General features: G+C 67.9%; 21 protein-coding genes. 14 read left to right on the forward strand and 7 right to left on the reverse strand.

Features of this window, described 5'->3' with window-relative positions; genetic code table 11:
- Positions 1 to 39 precede the first annotated feature (39 nt).
- The gene (locus L632_RS0114050; RefSeq protein ID WP_028713617.1) at positions 40 to 1,536 is read right to left on the reverse strand and encodes a phosphomannomutase; all 1,497 of its coding nucleotides are present in this window, start codon (positions 1,534 to 1,536) and stop codon (positions 40 to 42) included.
- Positions 1,537 to 1,687: 151 nt separating this feature from the next.
- Between L632_RS0114050 and L632_RS0114055 the strand changes: the two genes are divergently transcribed.
- Complete coding sequence (locus L632_RS0114055) at positions 1,688 to 2,956, forward strand: MgtC/SapB family protein (protein ID WP_028717013.1); 1,269 nt, start codon at positions 1,688 to 1,690, stop codon at positions 2,954 to 2,956.
- 279 nt (positions 2,957 to 3,235) lie between these two features.
- Here the strand turns inward: L632_RS0114055 and L632_RS0114060 are convergent, their stop codons facing one another.
- Positions 3,236 to 3,844 (reverse strand): TetR/AcrR family transcriptional regulator, encoded by a 609-nt coding sequence (locus L632_RS0114060; protein WP_028717014.1) that lies wholly within the window; start codon positions 3,842 to 3,844, stop codon positions 3,236 to 3,238.
- Positions 3,845 to 3,917: 73 nt separating this feature from the next.
- Here L632_RS0114060 and L632_RS0114065 point away from each other — a divergent pair, with 73 nt between their 5' ends.
- The gene (locus L632_RS0114065) at positions 3,918 to 4,373 is read left to right on the forward strand and encodes a cupin domain-containing protein (RefSeq protein WP_028717015.1); all 456 of its coding nucleotides are present in this window, start codon (positions 3,918 to 3,920) and stop codon (positions 4,371 to 4,373) included.
- A gap of 116 nt (positions 4,374 to 4,489) precedes the next feature.
- Here the strand turns inward: L632_RS0114065 and L632_RS0114070 are convergent, their stop codons facing one another.
- Complete coding sequence (locus L632_RS0114070; protein WP_028713621.1) at positions 4,490 to 5,512, reverse strand: replication initiation protein; 1,023 nt, start codon at positions 5,510 to 5,512, stop codon at positions 4,490 to 4,492.
- A 591-nt stretch (positions 5,513 to 6,103) separates the two neighbouring features.
- Here L632_RS0114070 and L632_RS0114075 point away from each other — a divergent pair.
- From L632_RS0114075 to L632_RS0114085, 3 genes are all read left to right on the forward strand, one after another.
- Positions 6,104 to 7,303, forward strand: coding sequence for an AAA family ATPase (locus tag L632_RS0114075; RefSeq protein ID WP_028713622.1), 1,200 nt, complete (start codon positions 6,104 to 6,106; stop codon positions 7,301 to 7,303).
- On the forward strand, positions 7,300 to 8,271 hold the full coding sequence (locus L632_RS0114080) for a ParB/RepB/Spo0J family partition protein (RefSeq protein ID WP_028717016.1): 972 nt from the start codon (positions 7,300 to 7,302) through the stop codon (positions 8,269 to 8,271). The genes L632_RS0114075 and L632_RS0114080 overlap by 4 nt, the downstream gene beginning before the upstream one ends.
- Positions 8,272 to 8,726: 455 nt before the next feature.
- The gene (locus L632_RS0114085; protein WP_036698346.1) at positions 8,727 to 9,374 is read left to right on the forward strand and encodes a phosphoribosyltransferase; all 648 of its coding nucleotides are present in this window, start codon (positions 8,727 to 8,729) and stop codon (positions 9,372 to 9,374) included.
- A gap of 53 nt (positions 9,375 to 9,427) precedes the next feature.
- Here L632_RS0114085 and L632_RS0114090 read toward each other — a convergent pair whose 3' ends face one another.
- Positions 9,428 to 12,127 carry a cation-transporting P-type ATPase gene (locus L632_RS0114090; RefSeq protein ID WP_028713625.1) on the reverse strand — a complete coding sequence of 900 codons (2,700 nt, stop codon included), beginning with the start codon at positions 12,125 to 12,127 and terminating at the stop codon, positions 9,428 to 9,430.
- 105 nt (positions 12,128 to 12,232) lie between these two features.
- A complete protein-coding gene (locus tag L632_RS0114095) occupies positions 12,233 to 14,038 on the reverse strand; it encodes an alpha/beta hydrolase (RefSeq protein WP_028713626.1) in 1,806 nt (601 codons plus the stop codon).
- Between the two features lie 253 nt (positions 14,039 to 14,291).
- Here L632_RS0114095 and L632_RS0114100 point away from each other — a divergent pair, with 253 nt between their 5' ends.
- The 9 genes from L632_RS0114100 (at position 14,292) to paaZ (ending at position 23,247) form a co-directional block, all read left to right on the forward strand.
- Entirely contained in the window at positions 14,292 to 15,146 is an 855-nt protein-coding gene (locus L632_RS0114100; RefSeq protein WP_028717018.1) for a PaaX family transcriptional regulator C-terminal domain-containing protein, read from the forward strand.
- Between the two features lie 146 nt (positions 15,147 to 15,292).
- On the forward strand, positions 15,293 to 16,498 hold the full coding sequence (gene pcaF / locus L632_RS0114105) for a 3-oxoadipyl-CoA thiolase (protein WP_028713628.1): 1,206 nt from the start codon (positions 15,293 to 15,295) through the stop codon (positions 16,496 to 16,498).
- 19 nt (positions 16,499 to 16,517) lie between these two features.
- A complete protein-coding gene (gene paaA, locus L632_RS0114110; RefSeq protein WP_028713629.1) occupies positions 16,518 to 17,507 on the forward strand; it encodes a 1,2-phenylacetyl-CoA epoxidase subunit PaaA in 990 nt (329 codons plus the stop codon).
- A gap of 55 nt (positions 17,508 to 17,562) precedes the next feature.
- Positions 17,563 to 17,847, forward strand: coding sequence for a 1,2-phenylacetyl-CoA epoxidase subunit PaaB (gene paaB, locus L632_RS0114115; protein WP_028713630.1), 285 nt, complete (start codon positions 17,563 to 17,565; stop codon positions 17,845 to 17,847).
- On the forward strand, positions 17,847 to 18,701 hold the full coding sequence (paaC, locus tag L632_RS0114120; protein ID WP_028713631.1) for a 1,2-phenylacetyl-CoA epoxidase subunit PaaC: 855 nt from the start codon (positions 17,847 to 17,849) through the stop codon (positions 18,699 to 18,701). The genes paaB and paaC overlap by 1 nt, the downstream gene beginning before the upstream one ends.
- A gap of 6 nt (positions 18,702 to 18,707) precedes the next feature.
- Positions 18,708 to 19,229, forward strand: a complete 522-nt coding sequence (paaD, locus tag L632_RS0114125) for a 1,2-phenylacetyl-CoA epoxidase subunit PaaD (RefSeq protein WP_028713632.1) — start codon at positions 18,708 to 18,710, stop codon at positions 19,227 to 19,229.
- 31 nt (positions 19,230 to 19,260) lie between these two features.
- Positions 19,261 to 20,337, forward strand: a complete 1,077-nt coding sequence (paaE, locus tag L632_RS0114130; RefSeq protein ID WP_028713633.1) for a 1,2-phenylacetyl-CoA epoxidase subunit PaaE — start codon at positions 19,261 to 19,263, stop codon at positions 20,335 to 20,337.
- A gap of 22 nt (positions 20,338 to 20,359) precedes the next feature.
- On the forward strand, positions 20,360 to 21,112 hold the full coding sequence (locus L632_RS0114135) for a Phenylacetic acid catabolic protein (protein WP_028713634.1): 753 nt from the start codon (positions 20,360 to 20,362) through the stop codon (positions 21,110 to 21,112).
- A 74-nt stretch (positions 21,113 to 21,186) separates the two neighbouring features.
- On the forward strand, positions 21,187 to 23,247 hold the full coding sequence (gene paaZ, locus L632_RS0114140) for a phenylacetic acid degradation bifunctional protein PaaZ (protein ID WP_028713635.1): 2,061 nt from the start codon (positions 21,187 to 21,189) through the stop codon (positions 23,245 to 23,247).
- Positions 23,248 to 23,320: 73 nt separating this feature from the next.
- On the opposite strand, the gene L632_RS0114145 is transcribed toward paaZ, so the two are convergent.
- Entirely contained in the window at positions 23,321 to 24,115 is a 795-nt protein-coding gene (locus L632_RS0114145) for an aminoglycoside adenylyltransferase domain-containing protein (protein ID WP_028713636.1), read from the reverse strand.
- An 89-nt stretch (positions 24,116 to 24,204) separates the two neighbouring features.
- The gene (locus tag L632_RS0114150) at positions 24,205 to 24,804 is read right to left on the reverse strand and encodes a TetR/AcrR family transcriptional regulator (RefSeq protein ID WP_028713637.1); all 600 of its coding nucleotides are present in this window, start codon (positions 24,802 to 24,804) and stop codon (positions 24,205 to 24,207) included.
- Positions 24,805 to 24,913 lie beyond the last annotated feature (109 nt).

Genomic DNA, 24,913 nt, shown 5'->3' on the forward strand with positions numbered 1-24,913 from the left:
TTTCGGCGCGCAAGCCCGGCAAGCCTCTGCCCGCGGGATTCAGGCGGCGGGGACGGGAATCCGGGGGATGCGCTCCAGCGCCTCGGCGTTCAGGGCGCGGGCGCGGTCCTCGGTCTCGGCCTCGGTATAGCAGCGCAGTTCCGGCGCATTGCCCGAGGGGCGCAGGTGGATGATCGCGCCGCTTGCGAATCCCATCCGCAGCCCGTCGGTCTGGTCGATCCGCTGCAACCGGCCGGCAAAGGGGAATTGCGCCTCGATCCGCGCGCTCCGCTCGGCCTCGTCGCCCGAGCTCAGCCAGGCCAGGATCGCCCTGGACCGGCTGGTCGGGAAATCCTTCAGCCGCTCGCTGAAGGTCGCCCGCTGCGGCAGCCCGGCGCAAAGCTCGGCCAGCGGCCGGGTGCGGGCCGCGGCCAGCACGGCGACCACCGGCAGCACCGCATCGCGCGTCGGCAGGGCGGCGAGCCGCCGCCCCTCGCGCCGGATCTCGCTGCCCAGCAGGAAGCCGCCATTCGCCTCGTAGCCGCAGACGGGACCGAGGGTCTCGCGCGCCGCCTCCTCCATGGCGGCGATGACATAGGGCGAGCCGATGCGGGTGCGGATGGTGCGGGCGAAGGCGCCGCTCAGCTCCAGCGCGGTGTTGCTGCTGACCGGCGTGACCACGCATTCGGCGCCCAGCTCGCGGGCGCAAAGCAGGCCCAGGATATCGCCGCGCAGCCATTCGCCCCGGTGATCGGCCAGAAGCGGCCGGTCGGAATCGCCGTCGGTCGAGATGATGGCGTCCAGCCGGTGCTCGGCCGCCCAGCCCCGCGCCAGTGCGACATCCTCGGGCCGCAGCGCCTCGGTATCGACGGGGATGAAGCGGTCCGAGCGGCCCAGCGGCAGCACCTCGGCGCCAAGCGCGCGCAGGATGCGGGCCAGCAGGTCGCGGCCGACCGCGGAATGCTGATAGAGCCCCAGCACCAGCCCCGAAAGCGCATCCGGACCGAAGAAGTCGAGATAGCGGCGCAGATAGTCCTGTTCGATGTCGCGCGGCTCGGGCAGCGGCGCGGCATCCGCCAGACCGCCGTCGCGGCCGAAACGGGCGGGGTCCAGCACCAGCGCCTGCCGGGCGATGCCGGCCTCGTCGGGCTTCAGCACCTCGGCCCGGGCGCGGTGGAACTTGATGCCGTTGCGGTCGTCGGGGATATGGCTGCCGGTGACCATCAGCGAGGGCATGTGCCGCGCGAAGGCATGATGCGCCAGCGCCGGGGTCGGCACATGCCCGCAGAACGCCACCTGCCCGCCCGCGTCGCGGATGGCCTGGGCGCAGGCCCGCAGGATGCGCGGGGTCGAGGGGCGCAGGTCGCCCGCCAGCGCGACCTCGGTCCCGGGGGCGAATTCGCCGATCTCGCGCAGGTAGCGCAGGAAGCCCTGCGTATAGCCATAGGCCACCCGGTCCGTCATGGCGGTGACCAGACCGCGCGCGCCGCTGGTGCCGAAGGCGACGCCGCTTTCCTCGATGAGATCGCTGACGGTGAAGGGTCCTGTCTCGGTCATGGTCGAAGCTCGCTGTTTGGAAAGGTGATCATGCAGGCGCGGCAAGGCATTCGTCCAGTGCCGGCGTGGCGAAATTCCCATGCCGCGCCGCGGCGATCATGCCGGTCCTTCGCGGCTGGCCAGCCGCCGAAGGCGGTGGCAGAATGCGGCGATGCAACAGGATCAGGTTCTTAGCCGTCTTGCCGTGTCGCTGGCCATCGGTCTGCTGGTCGGACTGGAGCGCGGCTGGCGCACCCGGGCCGAGCGCGACCACCAGCGCGCCGCCGGCCTGCGGACCTTTGCGCTGGCCGGACTGACCGGCGGCGCCACCGGGGTGCTGGCGCTGGAATTCGGCGGCCTGGTCATCGGCATCGTGTTCTGCGGCTTCGCGCTGGTCTTTGCCGCCTTCCAATGGCTGGAATCGCGGCTTGACCAGGATGTCAGCGCCACCTCGGCGGTGGCGGGGATGCTGGTGTTCCTGCTGGGGGCGCTGGCCGTGACCGGGCCGCTGATCCCCGCCATCGCCGCCGCCGTGGCGATGACGCTGCTGCTGGCGGCGCGCGAGCACCTGCACCGCTGGGTCGCGGCGCTGAGCTGGGCCGAGATCCGGGCGATCCTGACGCTGGCGGCGATGTCCTTCCTGCTGCTGCCGGTGATCCCCGACCGCAGCATCGATCCCTGGGATGCGGTGAACCTGCGCGAGATCTGGCTGCTGGCCATCCTGATCGCGGGGATCTCCTTTTCCGGCTATGTCGCGGTCAGGGCCTTCGGCGACCGGCTGGGAATCGTGGTGATGGCGGCGGCCGGAGGGCTGGCCTCATCCACCGCGACCACGCTGGCCTTCGCTAGGCTGGGCAGGGCCGAGCCGGGCGCCGCCCGGCTGCTGGGCGCGGGGGTGCTGATTTCCGGCATCGTGATGCTGCTCCGCGTCGGGGCGGTGGCCGTCGGGCTGAACCGGGCGCTGCTGCCGCATCTGGCCCTGCCGCTGGCCGCGGCGGCGCTGGTCATGGCCTGCGCCGCCGCGCTGCTGCTGCGGCAGAGCCGGGCGCAGCACGGCCCGGCGCTGCCGATCAACAATCCGCTGGCGGTGGGGACGGCGCTGAAGATCGCCGGCTTCATCGCCGCGGTGCTTCTGGCCGCCGAGATCCTGCGCCGGCAATACGGCGATGTCGGGGTGCTGATCGTCGCCGCGATCTCGGGGATCGGCGATGTGGATGCGGTGTCGATTTCGATGGCGCGGCTGGGCGGCGGCGATCTGGCCATCGCCACGGCAGCACAGGCGATCCTGGTGGCGGTCGGGGTCAACACCGCCTCGAAGGCGACGATGGCCGCGCTGGTCGGCGGCCGGAGGATCGGCACCGTGGTGATCGTGGCCAGCGGGCTGGCCATCGCCGCCGGGCTGGCGGCGATCCGGCTTCAGGCGGCGCTGCAAGGGGCATGAGGCCCCTGCCCCGCATCGGGCTGCCTCGTCACCGCTGCCGAAATCGTGGTTGTCGAAGCTCCCGGCGATGCGCTGCGCATATTCCGGACTGTCCAGCCGGGCGGCCCGCTTGTCCATGGTGGCGATAAAGGCCCGCACCTTGTCCGGCGAGAGCGGCCGGAACATCGCCGCCAGCGCGCGGTTGGGCATCAGGTCGGCGCGGTCGCGCACGGCCTGCCCGGCCGGGGTCACGAACAGGCCGAAGCGCCGGCCTCGCCCCCTTCCCATGCCCCGCCGCTCCTAGGCCGGCGGATTTGGCCCCAGATAGCGGTCGAGGATGGCATCTGCGACATCCCCGACCGTCCGCCGCGCCGTGACGGGATCGGCGCCGACGATATCGTAAAGCGCGATCATCGCCTCGGTGCCGGTCGCCAGCGACAGCGCCCGGATCAGCGCCTGGGCCCGAGCCGGCGCCAGCCCGCCGCCGTCCTCTTGCAAGGCCTGCTCATACAGCGCCACCCGGCGGGCGCCGCGCATCTGCGGCGACCCCGCCTTCGCCTCGGGCGTCCAGGCCGCCAGCGTCATGCCGACAAAGCGGCGAAACCCGGCCTCGTGGCTGACCGAAAGGTCGAAGATATAAAGGCTGATTGCCTTGAGCCTTTGCCGCAGATCGCCAGCGCCCGACACGATCTGTTCATAGGGTTCGACCGCCACGTCCAGCCCCGCCTCGGCCGCCAGCATCGCCGGGTCCGAGAAATAGCGGTAGGCCGTCGCCTTCGAAATGCCGTGCAAAGCGGCGGCGGCCGTCACCGTGACCGGCCGCCCCTCGCGCATCAGCTGGCGCGCGCCCTCGAGGATGGCGCGGCGGGTGCGTTGTTTCTGGGCCGTGCGGCCCTTTGCGGTGGTCATTATCGATACCGTTGTCTTATTATGAGACTCTAGTATCATCAATACCGACTCGGCTCAACTAGGATTGTCAGCCATGACCAGCACGGCGCGGAAATACAATGTTCTCAATATCCTCATGTCGTTTCACGCTTTCCCCGACGAGGTGCAGGGCAAATATTGCCTGGTGGAATGTATCGTCCCGGTCGGGGCCGGAGCACCGCCCAACCACCACGCCGGCGAAACCGAGGCTTTCTATATCCTCGACGGAGAGGTCGCATTCCTGATCGACGGGAAAGAGCGCCTGGCCCGCAGCGGGGATTTCGTGCCGATCCCGGACGGCGCTGTTCACGCCTTCAAGGCGGTTGGGGCCGCACCGGCACGCTTGCTGATCCTGAACGCACCGGGCCGCATGCATCAGCAATTCTTCACCAGTATCGGTGAGGCACTGCCCGAGGATTTCATCGGCCTGCCGGCTCCGAAAGAACCCGACCTGCCTGCCATACTGGCGAGCGCCGCCGCGGCCGGAATGACTATCCTGCCGCCGAACTGATCGGCGCGCTTCACCGGGCTTTCTGCCGGATGCATGGAACGAACCGGCCATGGCTTGGGCGCGACACCCGGGCCATCGCACGCTGAGCGCCGTGGAAATTGCCAATTGGCAATTTCCTAAAGCGGGTTCTTCTCGGCATAGCTGCGGAAGAAGGCCAGGAAGGCGCGGTCCGGGTCCTTGGCCGGCTCCTTTCCCGCGCTCCAACTCCTCCATTCCCCCTCCACGAAATAGATGTCGTAGCCGGGATGGCGCAGGCGCGCCGTCTCATAGGTCGCGGTCTGCAGCGCCGGGCCACGCGATTGCAGCCAGGCGGGGCGCGGGCGGGGCGCCTGCCCCGCCGACACCTGCTCGGTGCGGCCCTCGGCCTTTACGCGCCGGCCGACCTTGGAAAACTGCAGCGCCCGGTCGGCCGCGCCGCTGGCATCGCCATCCTTGCGCCACCAGCGCATCTCGACATGGGTCACGGCCCGGCCGGTCTTGATCGGCGAGATCTCGACCATGTAGTCCGAAAGCGCGTTCACCTCGGCCACGGCAGGGTCGATCGCGCGCAGTTTCAGGTTCGACCAGGACGAAAGCTTACCTTTTGGGACCCCCATGATCCCGCGCAAGGCCTCGAGGGTGAACCGTTCCGAAGCCTTCCAGCGCAGGTTGCCGCGCTTCTGCACCATCTCGTAAAGCGTGAGCGCGTATTTCGACGACAGGGCGAACATCACCTCGCGTTGAAGCCGGGCAAAGACCTGGCTGTTGCGGATGATCTTGCGCAGACGCGCGGGGATCTCGTATTCCAGCAGCCCATCGGCCCGGCCGCTTTCCAGGTTGCCGCCCAGCAGCTGCACCCGCTCGATAGCCGGTTCCCCGTCCCAGATCACGGCAACCTTCACGATGGCCGACATGAGCCGTTCCAGGCTTTCCCCCACGCGATCATTGGAATTATGGCTGCCCCGCAAGGTCGACTTGGCGATGACATGCGTCACCGGCTTGTCGATGGCATCCCAGGCATTCTCCAGCAGCTGGTTATAGATTCGCCGGTCGTTCAGGGTCAGCGGCGTGACCTCGATCAGATCGACAAGCTCTCCCGGCTTGATCAGACTGTCCGCATTCGGACGCGCCTCTACTGTTCGAATCGCCGACTCGGCCATGTTCCCCTACCCTGCCGTTCTTACTTTTGTATCGGATGAAATGTAAGTTTTCAAGCGAGCAGCGAAGGTTGCACCCAAAATGTAAGCAACGGCGGGAACCCGTCCGAGAAGGTGATTCGCAGCCCCTTGCTTTCGCTGGGAAATTCCGGGCGTTTTTTCCTGCCGCCGACTCCACCCGATTCGTAAGGTTTGGAGCGCACCCGGCATGTAAGAACAGGCTGCCCGATCCGTAAGGCCAGCCATCCCGTAAGGTAGGGGGAATCATCCCGATCTGTAAGCGTTGGAGGAATTCTTGCCGTTTTTTCAGGTGGATGGCGCATCCGAATCTAGAATCCAAGAATCAGAATGAAGCGGATGGTTGTTTATCCACAGGATTCATGGGAGCAATCTGCCAGCGAACGGCGCAACCCTTACAAATCGGGATGATTGCAGCCTGAAAAGCAGCGTCACCCGGGCAGAGATAAAGGAATTTCCGGTGCCTGGACGCAACCGCGCGAACTTCCGCTTTTTCACCTGCAAAGCCCATAAATCCGAACTTTACGGTTGGCGCCGTTTTGGACATAGTGACGAAAACGAGCAGAAAAGATAGCCATGACCCCAGCCTTTCCTCCCGTCACCCTGGAAGAGCTCGCGGTGCTTAGCCGCCGCGCCTCGACCGTCATCGAACGCCTGCGCGAACGCGTCTTCGCGCCCGGCACCCGCAAGCAGCTGGAGCTGCTGTTCAATGTCCGAACCGCGGCCGAAATGGTCGGTCGCTCGGAAAAGGCGATCCGCGACGCCGAAGCCGATGGCCGGCTGCCCGAACCCGTGAAGGATGCGACCACCAATCGCCGCAACGGGTATACCCTGGCCGAAGTGAACCGGATGCGCGAGGTCTTCGGCACGCTGCCGCATCGCGCGCCCGAAGACCCGCCGCTGGTCATGGCGGTGCAGAACTTCAAGGGCGGGGTCGGGAAATCCACCCTTGTGGTGCATCTGGCGCAATATTTCGCGCTCAAGGGCTATCGGGTCTGTGTCGTCGATTGCGACTCGCAGGCCTCGACCACGGCTGTCTTCGGCCTCAACCCCGATGTGGATGTCGATGAGGACGAGGATACGCTTTATCCGTTCCTCCAGCATGGCGGCCCCCGGACGCTGCATTACGCGCTGCGGGCGACCTATTGGCCCGGCATCGCGCTGATTCCGGCGAATCTGGGCCTTTACGACGCCGAATATGAGTTTGCCGCCCGCATGGCGCGGGATCCGGCCTTCATTCTGGACCGGCTGCGCGAAGGCGTGGCCTCGATCGCCGATCAGTTCGACATCATCCTGCTGGATCCGCCGCCGGCGCTTGGCATGCTGTCGCTATCGGTGCTGCGGGCGGCCAATGCGCTGCTGATCCCGGCGCCGCCGAACAATATCGACTTCGCCTCGACCGCGCATTTCCTGAAGATGATGGAATCCACCCTGGTCGAGCTGGCGCGTCACGGCGGGGCCAGGGAATACAGCTTCGTGAAGATCCTGACCTCGAAGATGAACGACCAGAAATCGGCCCATCAGGCGATCAAGCGCATGATGGATGCCGTCTTTCCGCAGGACATGCTGAACGCCTCGCTGAAGGATTCGGCAGAAATCGACAATGCCACCGCCAACCTGATGACCGTCTATGAGCTGACCGGCCCGGCGACGCGGACCGAGACCCACAAGCGTTGCCGCGCCTATCTGGACGCGGTCGGGCGCGAGGTCGAGCTGCTGATCCGCAAGACCTGGCCCAGCCATCACCGCCAACTGCGCAAGGAGGGCCTGCTGTGAGCAAGCGCCATGATGCGATCTTCGACGACGTGCTGAAGGATCTCTCGGTCCCGGAATCGCCCGACCGCGGCGGCGCGCGGTTCCTCAAACGGCAGAATGCGCTGTCGGAGAGCGGCGAGCGCGAGGAAAAGGTGCTGCGCTGGGTGGATCCGGACAGCTGCGTGATGTGGGCGCGCCACAACCGCGCCTATGAGCTGCTGACCGAGGAGAACTGCCGGGACCTGATCGACAGCCTCAAGGCCCAGGGCCAGCAGGAATTTCCCGCCGTCGTGCGCAAGCTGCCGCCGGGGCAGGGGGCGGAATACGAGGTGATCTGCGGCGCCCGCCGGCATTTCGCCGTCAGCTGGCTGCGCGCCAACAACTATCCGCAATTCCGCTATCTCATCGAGATCCGCGACCTGACCGATGAAGAGGCCTTTCGCCTGGCCGATATCGAGAACCGCGACCGCGCCGATCTGAGCGATTACGAGCGGGCGCGGGACTATCTGCAGGCGCTCGAACTTTATTACGGCGGCAAGCAGAAGGCGATGGCGGCCCGGCTTGAGGTCTCGGAGGCGTGGCTCTCGCGCTATCTCTATCTCGCGCGCTTGCCGCGTGTGGTGGTCGATGCTTGGCCGCAGATCACCGACCTGAAAGAGCTGCATGCGCGCAGCTTGCGGCCCCTGCTGCAGGATGCCGAGGACAAGGTGCTGGCCGAGGCGACGGCCATCGGCGCCGAGCAGGCCGCCGCCCGGGCAGGGCAGGGGGCATTCCTTGCGGTGCCGCAGGTGCTGGCGCGGCTGAAGGCCGCGGCGCTCGGCCCGAAGCCGCAGGCCGAGGGCGAGGTGATCGGAACCGGCGGCCCCAAGGGCGGACTGACCGTCACCCGGCGCGGCCGCAAGATCCGGCTGGAGTTCCGCCAGGACATTGGCCACGAGGAGCTGCAGGCGGCGTTTCACGAATTCCTGCAGCGCCAATTCGGCGGCTGAAATTGCCAACTGGCAATTTCCCGGCGGGCGCATGCAAGAAACCCGTAAGCGAGGCTTGCCGAATGACCGGCACGCCCCTCTCTGGCTGACCCGCCATCGGCTGCCGGCCGGCGTTCAGCACCCTTTTCAAGGTATTTTCAGCTGGTCGATAATTTAAAGGAAATACAACTATAAGCCAGGTATAATCCGCATAATACCTGCATAATGCGGTTTACAGCTTTGCACCTTGGCATTGGCGCGTTTCAGCCGATTTCAGGCGAAAAGCCTGCTCCACACCGGAAGGGCCGCGGCTGCAAGCCTGCCGCCAGCGGGCCACTAGACGGGCACGGCGGAGCCGCGATGGCATAGCCGGGTGCGCTCATGCCGCATTCTGGCCGGGCCAGCCTGTGGCGGCCGAAGGAACATTCCCGCGGATGGCGGGTTTTCTGCTGCGGATCACCGGGAAAGGGGCGGGGATGTTCGCAGATCGCGTTGATGCGGGCCGGCAGCTTGCCGCCGCCTTGGCCGGGCAACGGGACGAGCCGCTGCTGGTCCTGGCCTTGCCGCGCGGCGGAGTGCCCGTCGGCTATGAGGTCGCGCGGGCGCTTGGCGCCCCGCTGGATGTGATCCTGGTGCGCAAGATCGGCGCACCGGGCCAGCCGGAGCTCGCCATCGGGGCGGTGGTGGACGGCTCGCCCCCGCAGCTGCTGCTCAACGACCGGCTCGTTGCCGCGACCGGCGCGACGCCTGAACATGTCGCGGCGGAGGAGGCCCGGCAGATCCGCGAAATCGCCCGGCGGCGGCAGCTTTACCGTGGCGACCGTCCGCCGCCCGAGATCAACGGCCGCACCGTCATCGTGGTCGATGACGGCGTCGCCACGGGGGCGACGATGCGCGTCGCGCTGCGGGCGCTGGCGCGATCCGGCGCCACGCGGGTGATCGTGGCCGTTCCGGTGGCCCCGGCGGATGCGCTGCGGGACATCCGGGCCGAGGCCGATGCGGTGGTCTGCCTTGGCACCCCCGAGCCGTTCCACGCCGTCGGGCTGTATTACCGCGACTTCGAGCAGGTCAGCGATGCCGAGGTGACGCGGATCCTGGCGCGTGCCAATGCCGGCAACGGCTGAGCGCGCCCGCAATCTCGGAGCCGGCCGGCGTCTTGGTCCGCCGGCCCGGTCCCTCAGAGCATGGCCCGCCGCGTCAGCGCCTTCTCGACCTCCAGGATCACCATCGTGGCAAAGCCGATCAGCAGGATCACCAGCCCGTCGGCCGGCGCCACCGGGGCGCTGTCGAACAGCTCGTGCATGAAGGGCGCATAGGTGAACAGCAGCTGCGCCGCGACCACCACCGCGATCGCCCCCAGAACCGCCGGCGTGCCCATGGCGCCGATCAGGCTGAACGAGCTGCGGTGCAGGTAGCGCACGTTGAACAGGTAGAAGATCTCCATCACCACCACCGTGTTGACGACCATGGCGCGGGCTCCTTCGATCCCATAGCCGCGCATTCCGGCATAGGCGAAGATGCCGAAGGCCCCCAGCATGAACAGGACGGACACGAAGCCGATGCGCCAGACCAGGAAGCGCGACAGGATCGGCGCGTCGCGCGGCCGGGGCGGGCGGTTCATCACATCCGGCTCGGGCGGCTCGAAGGCCAGGACCAGCCCCAGGGTGACGGTCAGGATCATGTTGACCCACAGGATCTGCACCGGCGTCATCGGCAGCGTCAGGCCCAGCAGGATGGCCAGAATCACGCAGAGCACCTCGCCGCCATTGGTGGGCAGCGTCCAGCCGATCACCTTGCGGATGTTGTCGTAGACGGTGCGCCCTTCGTGCACGGCGGCGACGATCGAGGCGAAATTGTCGTCGAGCAGCACCATCTGCGCCGCCTCCTTGGCGGCTTCGGTGCCCTTGCGGCCCATGGCGACGCCGACATCCGCCTGCTTGACCGCCGGCGCGTCGTTCACCCCGTCGCCGGTCATGGCGACGATATGGCCGTTCGCCTGCAGCGCATCGACGATGCGCAGCTTGTGCTCGGGCGTGGCGCGGGCGAAGACGCTGACCTCCTCGACCACCCGGCGCAGGGTTTCGTCCGGCATGCCGTCCAGCGCGGCGCCCTCCAGCACCTTCGGATCGTCGGCGATGGCGAGCTGGCGGGCGATGGCCGCTGCCGTGCCCTTGTGGTCGCCGGTGATCATCTTGATGGCGATCCCGGCCGAGCGGCATTCGGCCACCGCGGCGATGGCCTCGTCGCGCGGCGGGTCGATGAAGCCGGCAAGGCCCAGGAAGGTCAGCCCGGTCTCGACCATGTCGAAGCCCAGCCGCTCGGTCTCGGGGTCGACGGCAAGGGTGGCAAAGCCCAGCACGCGCTCGCCGCCCGCGGCGCAGGCATCGATGCGCGCCTGCCAGTAGTCGGGATCCAGGGGCAGGGGGGTGCCGCCGCTCGCCTGTGTCGCGCACATGGCCAGCACCCGCTCGGGCGCCCCCTTGACAAAGATGCGCCTTGCGCCCTGCGGATCGTCGTGCAGCGTGGCCATGAAGCGGTGCTGCGCGTCGAAGGGGATTTCGTCCAGCCGCCGCCACAGCGCCCGCTCGGTCTCCGGGTGCAGGCCGGATTTGGCGGCGGTGGCGACCAGCGCGCCCTCCATCGGGTCGCCCAGCACGGTCCAGTGGCCGTCGCGTTCCACCAGCCGCGCGTCGTTGCAAAGCAGGCCGGCGCCGATCAGCGCGTCGCGCTCGGGTTCGGGCGCGGGCTCGCTGCCGTCCGGGGCCTGGAACCGGCCCTCGGGCGCATAGCCCAGGCCCGAGATCTCGGTCACGCTGGCGGCGGTCACCAGATGGCGCACGGTCATTTCGTTGCGGGTCAGCGTGCCGGTCTTGTCCGAGCAGATCACCGAGGTGGCGCCCAGCGTCTCGACCGCCGGCAGGCGGCGCACCACGGCGTTGCGGGCGGCCATGCGGCGCACGCCGATGGCAAGGGTGATGGTGATGACGGCGGGCAGCCCCTCGGGCACCACGCCGACGGCCAGCGCCACAACCACCATCAGCGCGTCGAGCCAGTCGTAACCCCGGAACACGGTGGCGAAGGCGAAAAGCAGCGCCCCCGTGGCGATCGCGAACCAGGTGAAGCGGGTGCCGAAGGCGTTGATCTGGCGCAGAAGCGGCGTGGTCAGGGTCTGCACCGCGCCGATCATGCCCGAGATGCGGCCGATCTCGGTCTGCGAGCCGGTCGCCACCGCGACGCCGATGCCCTGGCCCGAGGTGACCAGCGTGCCGGAATGCAGGATCGGCGCGCGGTCGCCAAGCGCGGCGTCGGGCGCCACCGGCGGCTCGGTCTTTTCGGCGGGGACGGATTCCCCGGTCAGGATCGCCTCGTCGGCGCTGAGCCCGCGCGCCCGCAGCAGGCGCAGGTCGGCGGGCACCTTGTCGCCGGCCTCGATCACCACGATGTCGCCGGGCACGATCTCGCGGGTGTCGAGGGTGTGCCGCTCGCCCTCGCGCACCACGACGGCATGCGGGGCGATCATGTCGCGGATCGCGTCCAGCGCGCGTTCGGCCTTGCCCTCCTGGATGAAGCCGACGATGGCGTTGATCAGCACCACCACGACGATCACCGCACCGTCGATGACATGGCCCAGCGTTATCGCCGCCACCGCCGCCGAAAGCAGGAAATAGATCAGCGCATTATTGAACTGCGCCAGGAAGCGCAGCACCGGATGGGTGCGGGCGGCCGGCGGCAGCGCGTTCGGGCCGAAGCGTTCCAGCCGCCGCGCGGCCTCGTCGCGGCTGAGCCCGTCGAGGCCGGTCGCCAGCGCGACGCAGGTCTCTTCGCCGCTGCGGGCATGCCATGCGCCCTGTTCCGGCGCGATATCGGCGGGCTTCATGCGGCTCTCCTTCGGCAGTTTCCCGTCGCCTATCGTGTTTGCAGGCATTCGCCGGCCAGTTCAATGCATCGGGGCGCCCGGCGTCGGGAATGCCGCAGCGGCAGGCTATCGCTGCAGGACATAGGTCCCCGGCGCCTCGGCCAGCGGCACATAGCCCTTGGCCGGCGCGCCCATGCCGGCGGGGGCGGCGACGCGTCGGGCCGCCGAATGCGCGGCCAGCCATTCGGTCCAGGCCTCCCACCACGATCCGGGACGGGCCTCGGCGGTCTCGGCCCAGGTGTCGGCGCTGCGGCAGCGGCCGCCGGCCTCGCGCAGGGCGATGCGATAGCGGCGATGCGGCCGCCCGGGCTCGCTGACGATGCCGGCATTGTGGCCGCCGCTGGTCAGCACGAAGGTCAGCGCGGTATTGCTGAGGTAATGGATCTTGAAGACCGAGCGCCAGGGCGCGACATGGTCGCGCTCGGTGCCGACGACGAACATCGGGACGCGGATGTTCTGGATCGCCGCGGGCCGGCCCTCGACCATGAAGCGCCCGGCGGCCAGCTCGTTGTCCAGGTAAAGCCGCTTCAGGTATTCGGCATGCATACGATAGGGCATGCGCGTCGAATCCGCGTTCCAGGCCATCAGGTCGATCATCGGCCGCCGCTCGCCCATCAGGTAGTCGTGCACCATGCGCGACCAGATCAGGTCGTTCGAGCGCAGAAGCTGGAACGCCCCCGCCATCTGGTCGGCCGACAGGTAGCCGCGGTTCCACATCATGCTTTCCAGCAGGTTCACCTGGCTGTGGTCGATGAACAGCGCCAGTTCCCCGGGCTCGCTGAAATCGGTCTGCGCCGCCAGCAGCGTCAGGCTGGCCAGCCGGTCGTCGTCATCGTCATGCGCCATGTCGGCGGCGGCGATCGACAGCAGCGTGCCGCCCAGGCAATAGCCCACGGCATGGACCCTGCGCTGCGGCAGGATGGCCTTGATCGCCTCCAGCGCCGCCATAACGCCCATCCGCCGGTAATCGTCCAGCGTCAGGTCGCGGTCCTCGGCCTGCGGGTTGCGCCACGAGATGCAGAAGACCGTATGACCCTGCGCTACCAGATGCCGGATCAGCGAGTTCTGCGGCGAGAGGTCCAGGATGTAGTATTTCATGATCCAGGCCGGCACGATCAGGATCGGCTCGGCCAGCACCGTCCTGGTGGCGGGGGCGTATTGGATCAACTCGATCAGGTGGTTGCGATAGACCACCTTGCCGGGCGTGACCGCGACGTCCTTGCCGACCGTGAAATCCTCGGTCCCCACCGGCGGCTGGCCGGTCGCCATGCGCAGCACGTCCTCGGACCAGTTGCGCATGCCGGCCAGCAGGTTGGTGCCGCCGGTCTCCAGGGTGCGGGCGATCACCTCGGGATTGGTGAAGGGCAGGTTCGAGGGCGAGAACACGTCGAGGATCTGCCGCGCGGTGAAAGAGACGATCTCCTCGTGATGCGGATTGACGCCCGGCACCTCATGCGTGGCGTTGTGCCACCATTGCTGCTGCAGCAGGAAGGCCTGCGCCCAGATGCTGAAGGGCGGCTTCTTCCAGCCCTCGGCGGCAAAGCGATAGTCGCCGGGCAGCGGCTCGATGCAGGCCAGTGCTTCGCGATCCCCGCAAAGCGCGGCGAGATGGGACAGAAGCCGCGCCGCCTTGCGGTTCGCCTTGTCCATCAGCTCCAGCCGCTTGCCGGGGGCGGCGGCCAGATGCATGGTCCAGTCCTGCAGGGCCAGGGTCAGGGCCGCGGGCGACAGGCCGCCGGTGAACTGGCCCAGCATCGCCTCGCGCATGCGGTCGAAGGTGCGGAACACCTCGCTGCCCAGCGTCTCGATCCGGGCGACCGGCGGCAGGTCCGCGGCCGGGGCAGGGGGCAGGGCGGGGGCGGGCTTGTCCATGGCGTCTCCTGCGGCGGCTCTTGGCGGGATGGCTGTTGCTGCCGCGATCCTGCCACGCGTCTTAGGGGGATTTGTGCGCCATCCTGCGGATGTCAATCCGGCACAGCGTTGATTCAGGTCAAGACGGCCGGGTTTTCCGGGCTCCTGGGCCAAAGAGCGTGACCTTGGCCCGTCGGGGCCCCGACGGCCAAGCCGCATTGCGCAGGGCCGCTTTCCCGGGTTCTATGGTCCGGTTGCAGGCGACGGGGGAAACATGCGGCAAGGCGGGACGGCCGAGCGTGGGCTGATCGACGGGATTTTGCAGGGCATGGAGCTGCGCTCGGCCGCGTTCATCGTCACCGTCTATGGCGATGTGGTCGTGCCGCGCGGCGGCGTGCTGTGGACCGGGACGCTGATCGAGGTCTGCGGCCGCGTCGGCATCAACGAATCGCTGGTGCGCACCGCCGTGTCCCGGCTGGTCGCCGCCCACCGCCTGCGGGGCGAGCGGCTGGGCCGGCGCAGCTATTACCGGCTGGACGCCTCGGCCCAGCGGGAATTCGACCAGGCGGCGGGGCTGCTTTACCGGGCCGAGGTGCCGGCGCGCGGCTGGCAGATCCTGCATGCCCCCGCCCTGGCCGAGGACGAGGCCCGCCGCCAGCGCATGGGACATATGGGCGGGGCGGTGTTCATCCGCCCCGACCGCGGCCAGCCGGTCCCCGAGGGCGCGCTGCTGTTCCCGGCCGCGGACCCGGCCGAGCTGGGCCGGATCGGCCAGTTCTGGGACCTTTCGGCGCTGCACCGGCGCTATCTCGACCTGCTGGCGCGCTTTGCACCGCTGGCCGAGGCGGGCGCGGCACCCTCGGACGAGACGGCGCTGATCGCCCGGCTGCTGCTGGTCCACGACTATCGCGGCGTGCTGCTGCGCGACCCGCGCCTGCCGCAGGCCGCCCTGCCCGGCGACTGGAAGGGACACGAGGCGCGGGCGCTGTTTCGCGATCTCTACCGGCGGCTGACCCCGGCGGCCGAGCGCTGGATCGCCGCGCATTTCGAGGGCAGCGACGGCTTCCTGCCCGGCCAGACGCCCGAAAGCCAGGAGCGGCTGGCCGATCTGTCAGAAGCAGCCCGTTGAATTTACGCCTCTTTTTTCATTCTTGGTCAAAACATTACAAGACAGCCGAATAATTTTCTTCCTTTGTGATGTTTTGCCATGTATAAACTGACCAACCGGTCGGTGAATTGGAGAATCACCGGCTTTGCCAGCAAAAGGGAGAGAGCATGCAGGACGCCTTCATCTGTGATGCGGTGCGCACGCCGATCGGTCGCTATGGCGGGGCGCTGGCCTCGGTCCGGGCCGACGATCTGGCGGCGCTGCCGCTGAAAGCCCTGATGGAGCGCAATCCCGGCGTGGACTGGTCGGCGGTGGACGATCTGATCTATGGCTGCGCCAACCAGGCCGGCGAGGACAACCGCAATGTCGGCCGCATGGCGGTGCTGCTGGCCGGGATGCCGGTCGGCGTGCCGGGGACCACGGTGAACCGGCTTTGCGGCTCGGGCATGGATGCGGTCGGCATGGCGGCCCGCGCCATCAAGGCGGGCGATTGCGATTTCGTCATCGCCGGCGGCGTCGAAAGCATGACCCGCGCGCCCTTCGTGATGCCCAAGGCGGAAACCGCCTTCTCGCGCGCCAATGCCGTCTATGACACCACCATCGGCTGGCGCTTCGTCAACCCGGCGATGAAGGCGCAGTTCGGCATCGACTCGATGCCGCAGACCGCCGACAACGTGGCCGCCGATTTCGCCGTCAGCCGCGCCGACCAGGACGCCTTCGCCGCCCGCAGCCAGGCCCGCTGGGAAGCGGCGCAGAAGGCCGGCATCTTCCGCGACGAGATCGTGCCGGTTACGGTGCCGCAGAAGAAGGGCGAGCCCATCGTCTTCGACACCGACGAGCATCCGCGCCCCGGCACCACCGCCGAGACGCTGGCCAAGCTGAAAGGCGTGAACGGTCCCGACCTGACGGTCACCGCCGGCAATGCCTCGGGCGTGAATGACGGCGCCGCGGCGCTGGCGATCCTGTCGGGCGAGGCCGCGAGGCGGCACGGTCTGACGCCCAAGGCGCGCATCGTCGCCATGGCCGCTGCGGGGGTCGAGCCGCGCATCATGGGCATCGGCCCGGCCCCGGCGGCGAAAAAGGTGCTGGCGCGTGCGGGGCTGACCATCGGGCAGATGGATGTGATAGAATTGAACGAGGCCTTCGCCAGCCAGGCGCTGGCGACCTTGCGCGACCTTGGCCTGCCCGACGATGCCGCCCATGTGAATCCGAACGGCGGTGCCATCGCGCTTGGCCATCCGCTTGGCATGTCGGGGGCCCGGCTTGTGACGACGGCGATGTATCAGCTGCATCGCACCGGCGGGCGCTATGCGCTCTGCACCATGTGCATCGGTGTGGGACAGGGGATCGCCATCATCATCGAACGCGTTTGATCCAGGGGAGGATCCAGCCATGTATGCCCAGCTTGTGAAATCCGAAGGCACCAAGACCCGCGAGGAGATGACGCCCGAGGAGCTTGCCTTCCAGGAGCGTATCGACCGCGGCGAGAAGATCGAGCCCAAGGAATGGATGCCCGAGGGCTATCGCAAGACGCTGATCCGCCAGATCGGCCAGCACGCGCATAGCGAGATCGTCGGCCAGCTGCCCGAGGGCAACTGGATCACCCGCGCGCCCACGCTGGAGCGCAAGGCGATCCTCTTGGCCAAGGTGCAGGACGAGGCCGGGCATGGGCTCTATCTCTATTCGGCGGCCGAGACGCTGGGCGTCTCGCGCGACGAGCTGATGGAACTGCTGCACGCCGGCAAGATGAAATATTCCTCGATCTTCAACTACCCGACGCTGACCTGGGCGGACATGGGCGCGGTGGGCTGGCTGGTCGATGGCGCGGCGATCATGAACCAGGTGCCGCTGCAAAGGACCAGCTACGGCCCCTATTCCCGCGCCATGATCCGCATCTGCAAGGAGGAGTCGTTCCACCAGCGCCAGGGCTATGCCATCATGATGAAGATGGCGCAGGGCACGCCGGCGCAGAAGCGCATGGCGCAGGATGCGCTGAACCGGCTTTGGTATCCGGCGCTGATGATGTTCGGGCCGTCCGACAAGGACTCGGTGCATTCCGCGCAGTCGATGGCGTGGAAGATCAAGATGAACACCAATGACGAGTTGCGGCAGAAATTCGTCGACCAGACCGTGCCGCAGGCGGAATATCTGGGCCTGACCGTGCCCGACCCGAACCTGAAATGGAACGAGGAAAAGGGCGGCTACGATTTCAGCGAGCCGGACTGGTCGGAATTCTTCGACGTGATCGCCGGCAACGGGCCTTGCAACAAGGACCGGCTGGGCGCCCGCGTCAAGGCCTGGGAGGACGGCGCCTGGTTCCGCGAGGGGCTGATGGCCCATGCCGAGAAGGCCGCCGCCCGCCGGGCGCAGGCCGCCGAATAACCCGTCATCGCCAGGAACACGCGCCAGTCGCAGAACCAAGTTTAGGGAGAGAACCATGTCCAAGGAATGGCCGCTCTGGGAGGTCTTCATCCGGGGCCAGCACGGGCTGAACCACCGCCATGTCGGCAGCCTGCACGCGCCCGACGCCGAAATGGCGATCATGAACGCCCGCGACGTCTATACTCGCAGGAACGAGGGCGTGTCGATCTGGGTCGTGCCCTCGGCGCAGATCACCGCGTCGAGCCCCTCGGACAAGGGCCCGCTGTTCGAGCCGTCGAACAGCAAGGTCTATCGCCACCCGACCTTTTTCGACATTCCCGAAGAAGTGGGGCATATGTGATGCCGTCGCTGCCCGACATGAACACGCCCGAGGTGGCGGACCTCGCCCGACGCGAGGCCGAGGCCCATCCCGCCCATCCGACCGTGCCCCAGCCCGATGCCGGGCAGGAGGTGCTGTTCGAAACCCTGCTGCGCATCGGCGACTCGACGCTGATCCTGGGCCACCGCGTGTCCGAATGGTGCGGCCATTCGCCGGCCCTGGAAGAGGACATTGCGCTGGCCAATGTGGCGCTGGACCTGATCGGCCAGACCCAGCTTTGGCTCGGCCTCGCGGCCGAGGTCGAGGGGCAGGGCCGGACCGCCGACGACCTGGCCTATCTGCGCGACGCCTGGGATTTCCGCAACCTGCTGATTGTCGAGCGCCCGAACGGCGATTTCGGCCATACGCTGATGCGGCAGTTCCTGTTCGACGCCTGGCACCATGAATTGCTGAAGGCGCTGTCCGTGTCCTCGGACCCGCGCGTGGCCGAGATCGCGGCCAAGGCCGGCAAGGAGGTCGCCTATCACCTGGAACGCTCGTCCGACCTGGTGGTGCGGCTGGGCGACGGGACCGAGGAAAGCCATCGCCGCATGCAGGAGGCGCTGGACGCGCTCTGGCCCTATACCGGAGAGATGTTCCTGGGCGACGACAAGGATGCCGAGATGGCGGCGCGCGGCATCGCCCCCGACCCGGCCAGCCTGCGCGCCGGCTGGGACGAGACCCTGCGCCATGTTCTGGGCGAGGCGACCTTGCAGGTCCCCGAGGGCGATTTCGCGCATAAGGGCGGCAAGCAGGGCACCCATACCGAACATCTGGGCTATATCCTGGCCGAGATGCAGTTCCTGCAGCGCGCCTATCCGGGCGCAAGCTGGTAAAGCGCCATGGCCGCAGCGACCCATCCCAGCGTCGAGGAGGTCTGGGGCTGGCTTTCCGAGGTGCCCGACCCGGAGATCCCGGTGATCAGCCTGACCGACCTGGGCATCATCCGCGGCGTCGAATGGCAGGGCGATACGCTGGTCGTGAAGGTCACGCCGACCTATTCCGGCTGTCCCGCGACCAGCATCATCAACCTGGACATCGAGACCGCGCTGCGCGGCCGCGGCATCGACAAGCTGCGGCTGGAACGCCAGATGTCGCCGCCCTGGACCACCGACTGGATCACGCCGGAGGGGCGGGAAAAGCTGCGCGCCTATGGCATCGCGCCCCCCATCGACGGCACGGCGGCGGACGGGCAGATCGCCGGGCGCATCGCCCGGATGACCGGCGCGAACCTGACCATCGCCTGCCCGCGCTGCGGCTCGGCCAATACCGAAAAGATCAGCCAGTTCGGCTCGACCCCCTGCAAGGCGAGCTATCGCTGCAAGGACTGTCTGGAACCCTTCGACTATTTCAAATGCATCTGAGAATGCGTCCCGCTTCAGGAAGGATACCCACATGGCACGCTTCCACCCGCTGAAGGTCATCGATGTGAAGCGCGAGACGCGCGACGCGGTGGTCGTCACCCTTGCCCCCCGCGACGAGGATCGCGCGCTGTTCGACTTCACCCAGGGGCAATACCTGACCTTCCGCCGCGACTTCGACGGCGAGGAGCTGCGCCGCAGCTATTCGATCTGCGCCGGCAAGGACGAGGGCGCGCTGCGCGTCGGCATCAAGCGCGTCGATGGCGGCGCCTTCAGCACCTGGGCGAACGAGAATCTGGCGCCCGGCGACGAGATCGAGGCGATGCCGCCGATGGGCAAGTTCTTCACCCCGCTCGATCCCGGGGCGGAAAAGCAGTATCTGGGCTTCGCCGCCGGTTCGGGCATCACGCCGGTGCTGTCGATCATCAAGACCGTGCTGGCGCGCGAGCCGCGGGCGCAGTTCACGCTGGTCTATGCCAACCGCCAGATCAACACGATCATGTTCCGCGAGGAGCTGGAGGATCTGAAGAACCAGCATCTCGGCCGCTTCTCGGTCATCCATGTGCTGGAGCAGGAGGGGCAGGAGATCGACCTGTTCACCGGCCGCATCGACGCGGGCAAGATGACGGCGCTGTTCCAGCACTGGCTGGACGCCGAGGCCGTGGACACCGCCTTCATCTGCGGCCCGGAACCGATGATGCTGACCGTCGCGGCGTCCTTGCGCGACCACGGGCTGCGCGACGATCAGATCAAGTTCGAGCTCTTCGCCTCCAGCCAGCCCGGCCGGGCCAAGGCCCGCGCCGTCTCGCGCGAGGCGGTCAAGGCCGGCGAGGGCGTTGCCGCCACGGTGACGCTGGACGGCGCCACGCGCAATTTCCAGATGCCGCGTCAGGGCGAGACGATCCTGGAGGCGGCCTTGGCCAACAGCATGGACGCACCCTATTCCTGCAAGGCGGGCGTCTGCTCGACCTGCCGCTGCAAGGTGCTGGAGGGCGAGGTCGAGATGGCGGTGAACCACGCGCTGGAGGATTACGAGGTCCGCGCCGGCTATGTGCTGAGTTGCCAAGCCTATCCGGTCAGCGACCGCGTGGTCGTCACCTATGACGAATGATCCGGGCGCAGGAGGGGAACCCATGTCCGACACCATGAATATCGAGGACTATCTGGCGCAGGGCGGGGTGCTGACCGCGCCCGGCAACGCGCCCGCCCGCTATCGCGGCGAGCTTCTGCGGCTGATGTCGTCCTTTGTCGACAGCGAGCTTGCCGCCTCGGCCGGCTTCGCCAATGCGATCAACTTCGCCCCCGGCATCAAGGAGCGCATTGCCGCCAGCCGCATCACCCTGGAAAAGGCCGACCATGCCGAGCGCGTGCTGCGGGTGATGGCCGAGTTCGGCACCGATGCCGCGCGCTATCAGACCAGCCACGACTGGGCCGCGCGGGTCGAACGCGATGCCGATCTGGGCGCCGCGCGCCGGCCCGGCGACATGCGGCTGTCGGTGTTCCACTATCCCGTCACCGGCTGGACCGATGCGGTGGTGATGAACGTGCTGCAAGGGCTGGCGACCGGGGTGCAGATGACCGAACTGACCCGCGTCTCCTATGGCCCCTTGGCCGAGGTGTTCCGCGAGATCGCCCCGCGCGAGGCGCGCCATGCCGAGCTGGGTCTTGAGGGGCTGGAGCAGATCGCCGCGACCGAAGAGGGGCGCGAGGAAGCCCGCGCCGCCGTCGCCTATTGGCGGCCGCGGGTGACGGCGGGTTTCGGCGTGGCCCATTCGGACCGCTACGACACGCTGGCGCGCTTCGGCCTGCGCCACAGCCCGAACGAGGCGCTGCTGGCCCGCTGGGAGGCGCTGGCCTCGGAACATCTGGCCGCGCTCGGCCTGTGATCGGCGTTCCGGCCGCGTTCCCCTGGGCGCGGCCGGCCGCCTGACCAAAACCAAGACTGACCAAGGAAACGCCAATGACCACTCCGCGCCGTCTTGAAAGCTATGTCTGCGGGGGCTGGACCCCCGGCAGCCAGCAGGGCCAGACCCTGCTGGACGCCGCCACCGGCGAGCCGGTCGCCGTGATCGATTCAAGCGGCATCGACTTCGCCGCCGCGCTGGCCCATGGCCGCGAGGTGGCGGGGCCGAAGCTGCGCGCCATGTCCTTCCACGAGCGCGCCGGCATGCTCAAGGCCCTGGGTCTGGCGCTGATGGCGCAGAAAGAGGAGTTCTACGCCGAAAGCCTGCATACCGGCGCCACCCGCACCGACGGCTGGGTGGATATCGAGGGCGGCATCGGCACCATGCTGACCTATGCCTCGAAGGGCCGGCGCGAATTGCCGAATACCCGCGTGCTGACCGATGGCGATGTCGAGGTCCTGTCCAAGGACGGCAGCTTCGTCGCCCAGCATATCCTGACGCCGCTGCATGGCGTCGCGGTGCATATCAACGCCTTCAACTTCCCGATCTGGGGGATGCTGGAAAAGATCGCGCCGACGCTGCTGGCCGGGGTGCCCTGCCTGGTGAAACCCGCCAGCCAGACCGCCTATCTGACCGAGCTGATGGTGCGCCGCATCGTCGAGACCGGCATCCTGCCGGAGGGCGCGCTGCAGCTGATCTGCGGCTCGGTCGGGGATCTTCTGGACCATGTGACCGAACAGGACGCCGTGACCTTCACCGGCTCGGCCTGGACCGGGCGCAAGCTCAAGACCCATCCGGCGATCGTCGCCAATTCCGTGCGCTTCACCATGGAGGCGGACAGCCTGAACGCCTCGATCCTGGGTCCGGACGCGGTGGCGGGCACGCCCGAGTTCGAGCTGTTCGTGCGCGAGGTCGCGCGCGAGATGACGGTCAAGGCCGGGCAGAAATGCACCGCCATCCGCCGCGTCATCGCGCCGCGCGTCCAGGTCGATGCGCTGGTCGCCGCGCTGGACGAGCGGCTGGGCAAGACCGCGCTTGGCCTGCCGGGCGACGAGGGGGTGCGCATGGGGCCGCTGGCCAGCCTCGATCAGCGCGAGGAGGTGCGCGAGCGCATCCGCGACCTGCAGGCGGCGGCCGAGATCGTGGCGGGCGACCCGGACGCGGTGCGCGTGACCTCGGGCGATCCTGCCAAGGGCGCCTTCCTCAATCCGGTGCTGATGTATGCGGCGAAGCCCTTCGAGGCGGCGGCGGTGCATGAGGTCGAGGCTTTCGGTCCCGTGTCCACGGTCATGCCCTATGACGACCTGGACGAGGCGGTGGCGCTGGCGCGGCTGGGCAAGGGTTCGCTGGTCACATCGGTCTTTACCGACGATCCGAAGGTCGCCGAGCAGGCGGTGCTGGGCGCGGCCCCCTGGCACGGCCGGGTGCTGATCGGCAACCGCGCCTCGGCGAAAAGCTCGACCGGGCACGGCTCGCCCCTGGCGCCACTGGTGCATGGCGGGCCGGGGCGTGCGGGCGGCGGCGAGGAGATGGGCGGCATCCGCGGCGTCAAGCATTACATGCAGCGCACCGCCGTGCAGGGCGCGCCGCGGCTGCTCTCCGCCGTCACCGGCCGCTGGATCGAGGGCGCCGATGCGCAGCAGGGCGTGCATCCCTTCCGCAAATCGCTGGCCGAGCTGCGCATCGGCGACCAGCTGGTCACGGCGACGCGCACCATCACCCGCGAGGATGTCGAGCATTTCGCGCATTTCACCGGCGACACCTTCTATGCCCATATGGACGAGGCGGCGGCCAAGGCAAACCCGTTCTTCGATGACCGCGTCGCGCATGGCTACCTGATCGCCAGTTTCGCGGCCGGCCTGTTCGTCGAGCCGAATCCGGGTCCGGTTCTGGCCAATTACGGCGTGGACAACCTGCGTTTCCTGACCCCGGTCTATTTCGGCGACACGCTGCAGGTGCGGCTGACCTGCAAGGAGATCAACCCGCGCGAGAATGCCGGCCATGGCGAGGTGCGCTGGGATTGCCAGGTCACCAACCAGAAGGGCGAGGTCGTTGCGCAATACGACGTGCTGACCATGGTGGCCAAGGAGTGGCCGCTGGCGCAGGCGGCGGAATAAGCGGAAGGGCAGGGCGGTGCTTCGGGATCGTCCCTGCCCGCACCTGCGAAAGCCCGGACCGGCCAGCAGCTGGTCAGGACCTCTCGGAAATTCCCAGTTCCCCGGCGATCCGCCTTTCCAGATGCGCGGCCAATCGCTGCGCAGCGTCGGATCTGCTGCTCCAGTCATCGGCGATCTCGCCGAGATGGGCTTGCCGCGCATGGTCCAGCGTCACAGCTTCCCGCCCCCGGATTCGCCGCTTTGCCCAAAGGGCGGCGGCCTGCTTGGAGGCGAACTGTCCGGTGCTCGCCGTATGCCACATCCGGGCAAGCGTCAGCAGGACGTTCCGCTCATCCCCGTGCAAACCGGCCAGCAGGGCCGGAAGCATGTCGCGCATGGCCTGCCGGAGACGGGTCGGGGGAAACGCGGGCAGAAGCTGGTCCGCGTCCGGGCCGAGCAGGGGAATAGCCTCTTCGCGCGCCTGTGCGAGAAGCAGGATATGTTCGGGATCACGCTCCGGCATCGCCTTGCTGCCGCTTTCGAACGCCTCCCGCAACCACTCGCCATAGACGAATTCCGCCCGGCCCCAAGAAGCAGGCTCGGCGAGGTCGGAGCGGCGGAATATCATCACCTCAAGGCAGCGCGGGCCGCCCGGCGCGGCGGGGTGGCGGCCGGAAAGACGCAGCAGGGCTGCCAGCAAGTCGCTGCGCTGACCTTCGGACAAAGCGCGATCCACCACGGCCAGAAGATCGATGTCGCTTTGCGGCCGGTGCAGGCCCGAAGCCGTCGATCCGTGCAGATAGGCTGCAAGCAGCGCATCGCCGAGGATGTTTCGCAAGGTCGCCAGCGCGGCGGGTATCTGCTCGAATTGCCTGGGCACGGTCTGCATGATCGCTTCGCTTCCGGTCAGCTGCCCGTCACCGGGACTTCCGCCTGCGCTTCGCGGGGCACTCCGTCGAGGACCGTCGCGTCGCGGCATTACCGCACCGCCTTGATCCCCTCCAGGATCAGGGTCGTCGCCACGTCGGCGTAATCCTCGCGGGTGATGCGGCCGCCGTCGCGGAACCACATATAGACCCAGTTCATCATCCCGAACAGCGACATGGTGACCGGGGTCAGCAGCGGGCGCTGCGGATCGTCCAGCGCCGGGTTGATCTCGCGCAGGACCGCGGCGAAGCGCTTCACGATGCGCCGCTCGACGCCCAGGATCTCGGCCTTCTGGTCGTCGGCCAGGGCCGGGGTGGCGTTCAGCTGAACCTTGTGCTGGTTGTCCGCCCCGCGATAGCGGTCCAGCAGCGTGCCCACCAGCCGGCGCAGGCGCTGCTGCGGCGGCAGGCCGGGGTCGTCGGCATCCTCGATGGCGGCGTCGAGCTCTTCCAGATGGGTGATGATGATGGCGAAGATCAGCGCATCCTTGCTGGGATAATAATGGTAAAGCAGGGCCTTGGAGACCTGGCTATGCGCGGCGATCTGCGCCATGGACGCCTTTTCCATGCCCAGATCGGCAAAGACCTCGGCCGCCTTGTCCAACAGGCCGCGCTGCTTTTCCTCGAAATCCGCTGCCCGTGTCCGAGCCATGCCATCCTCACAAGATCATTTGTTCGCCCGCGGTCGGGAGGCGAGAAAAACAAGGGGGCGCGCCGGCCCCCTTTCGATTTAGCGGGTCTGCGACCGCATGTCATGCCGG

The organism is Paracoccus sp. J39, assembly GCF_000518925.1.
GTDB lineage: Bacteria > Pseudomonadota > Alphaproteobacteria > Rhodobacterales > Rhodobacteraceae > Paracoccus.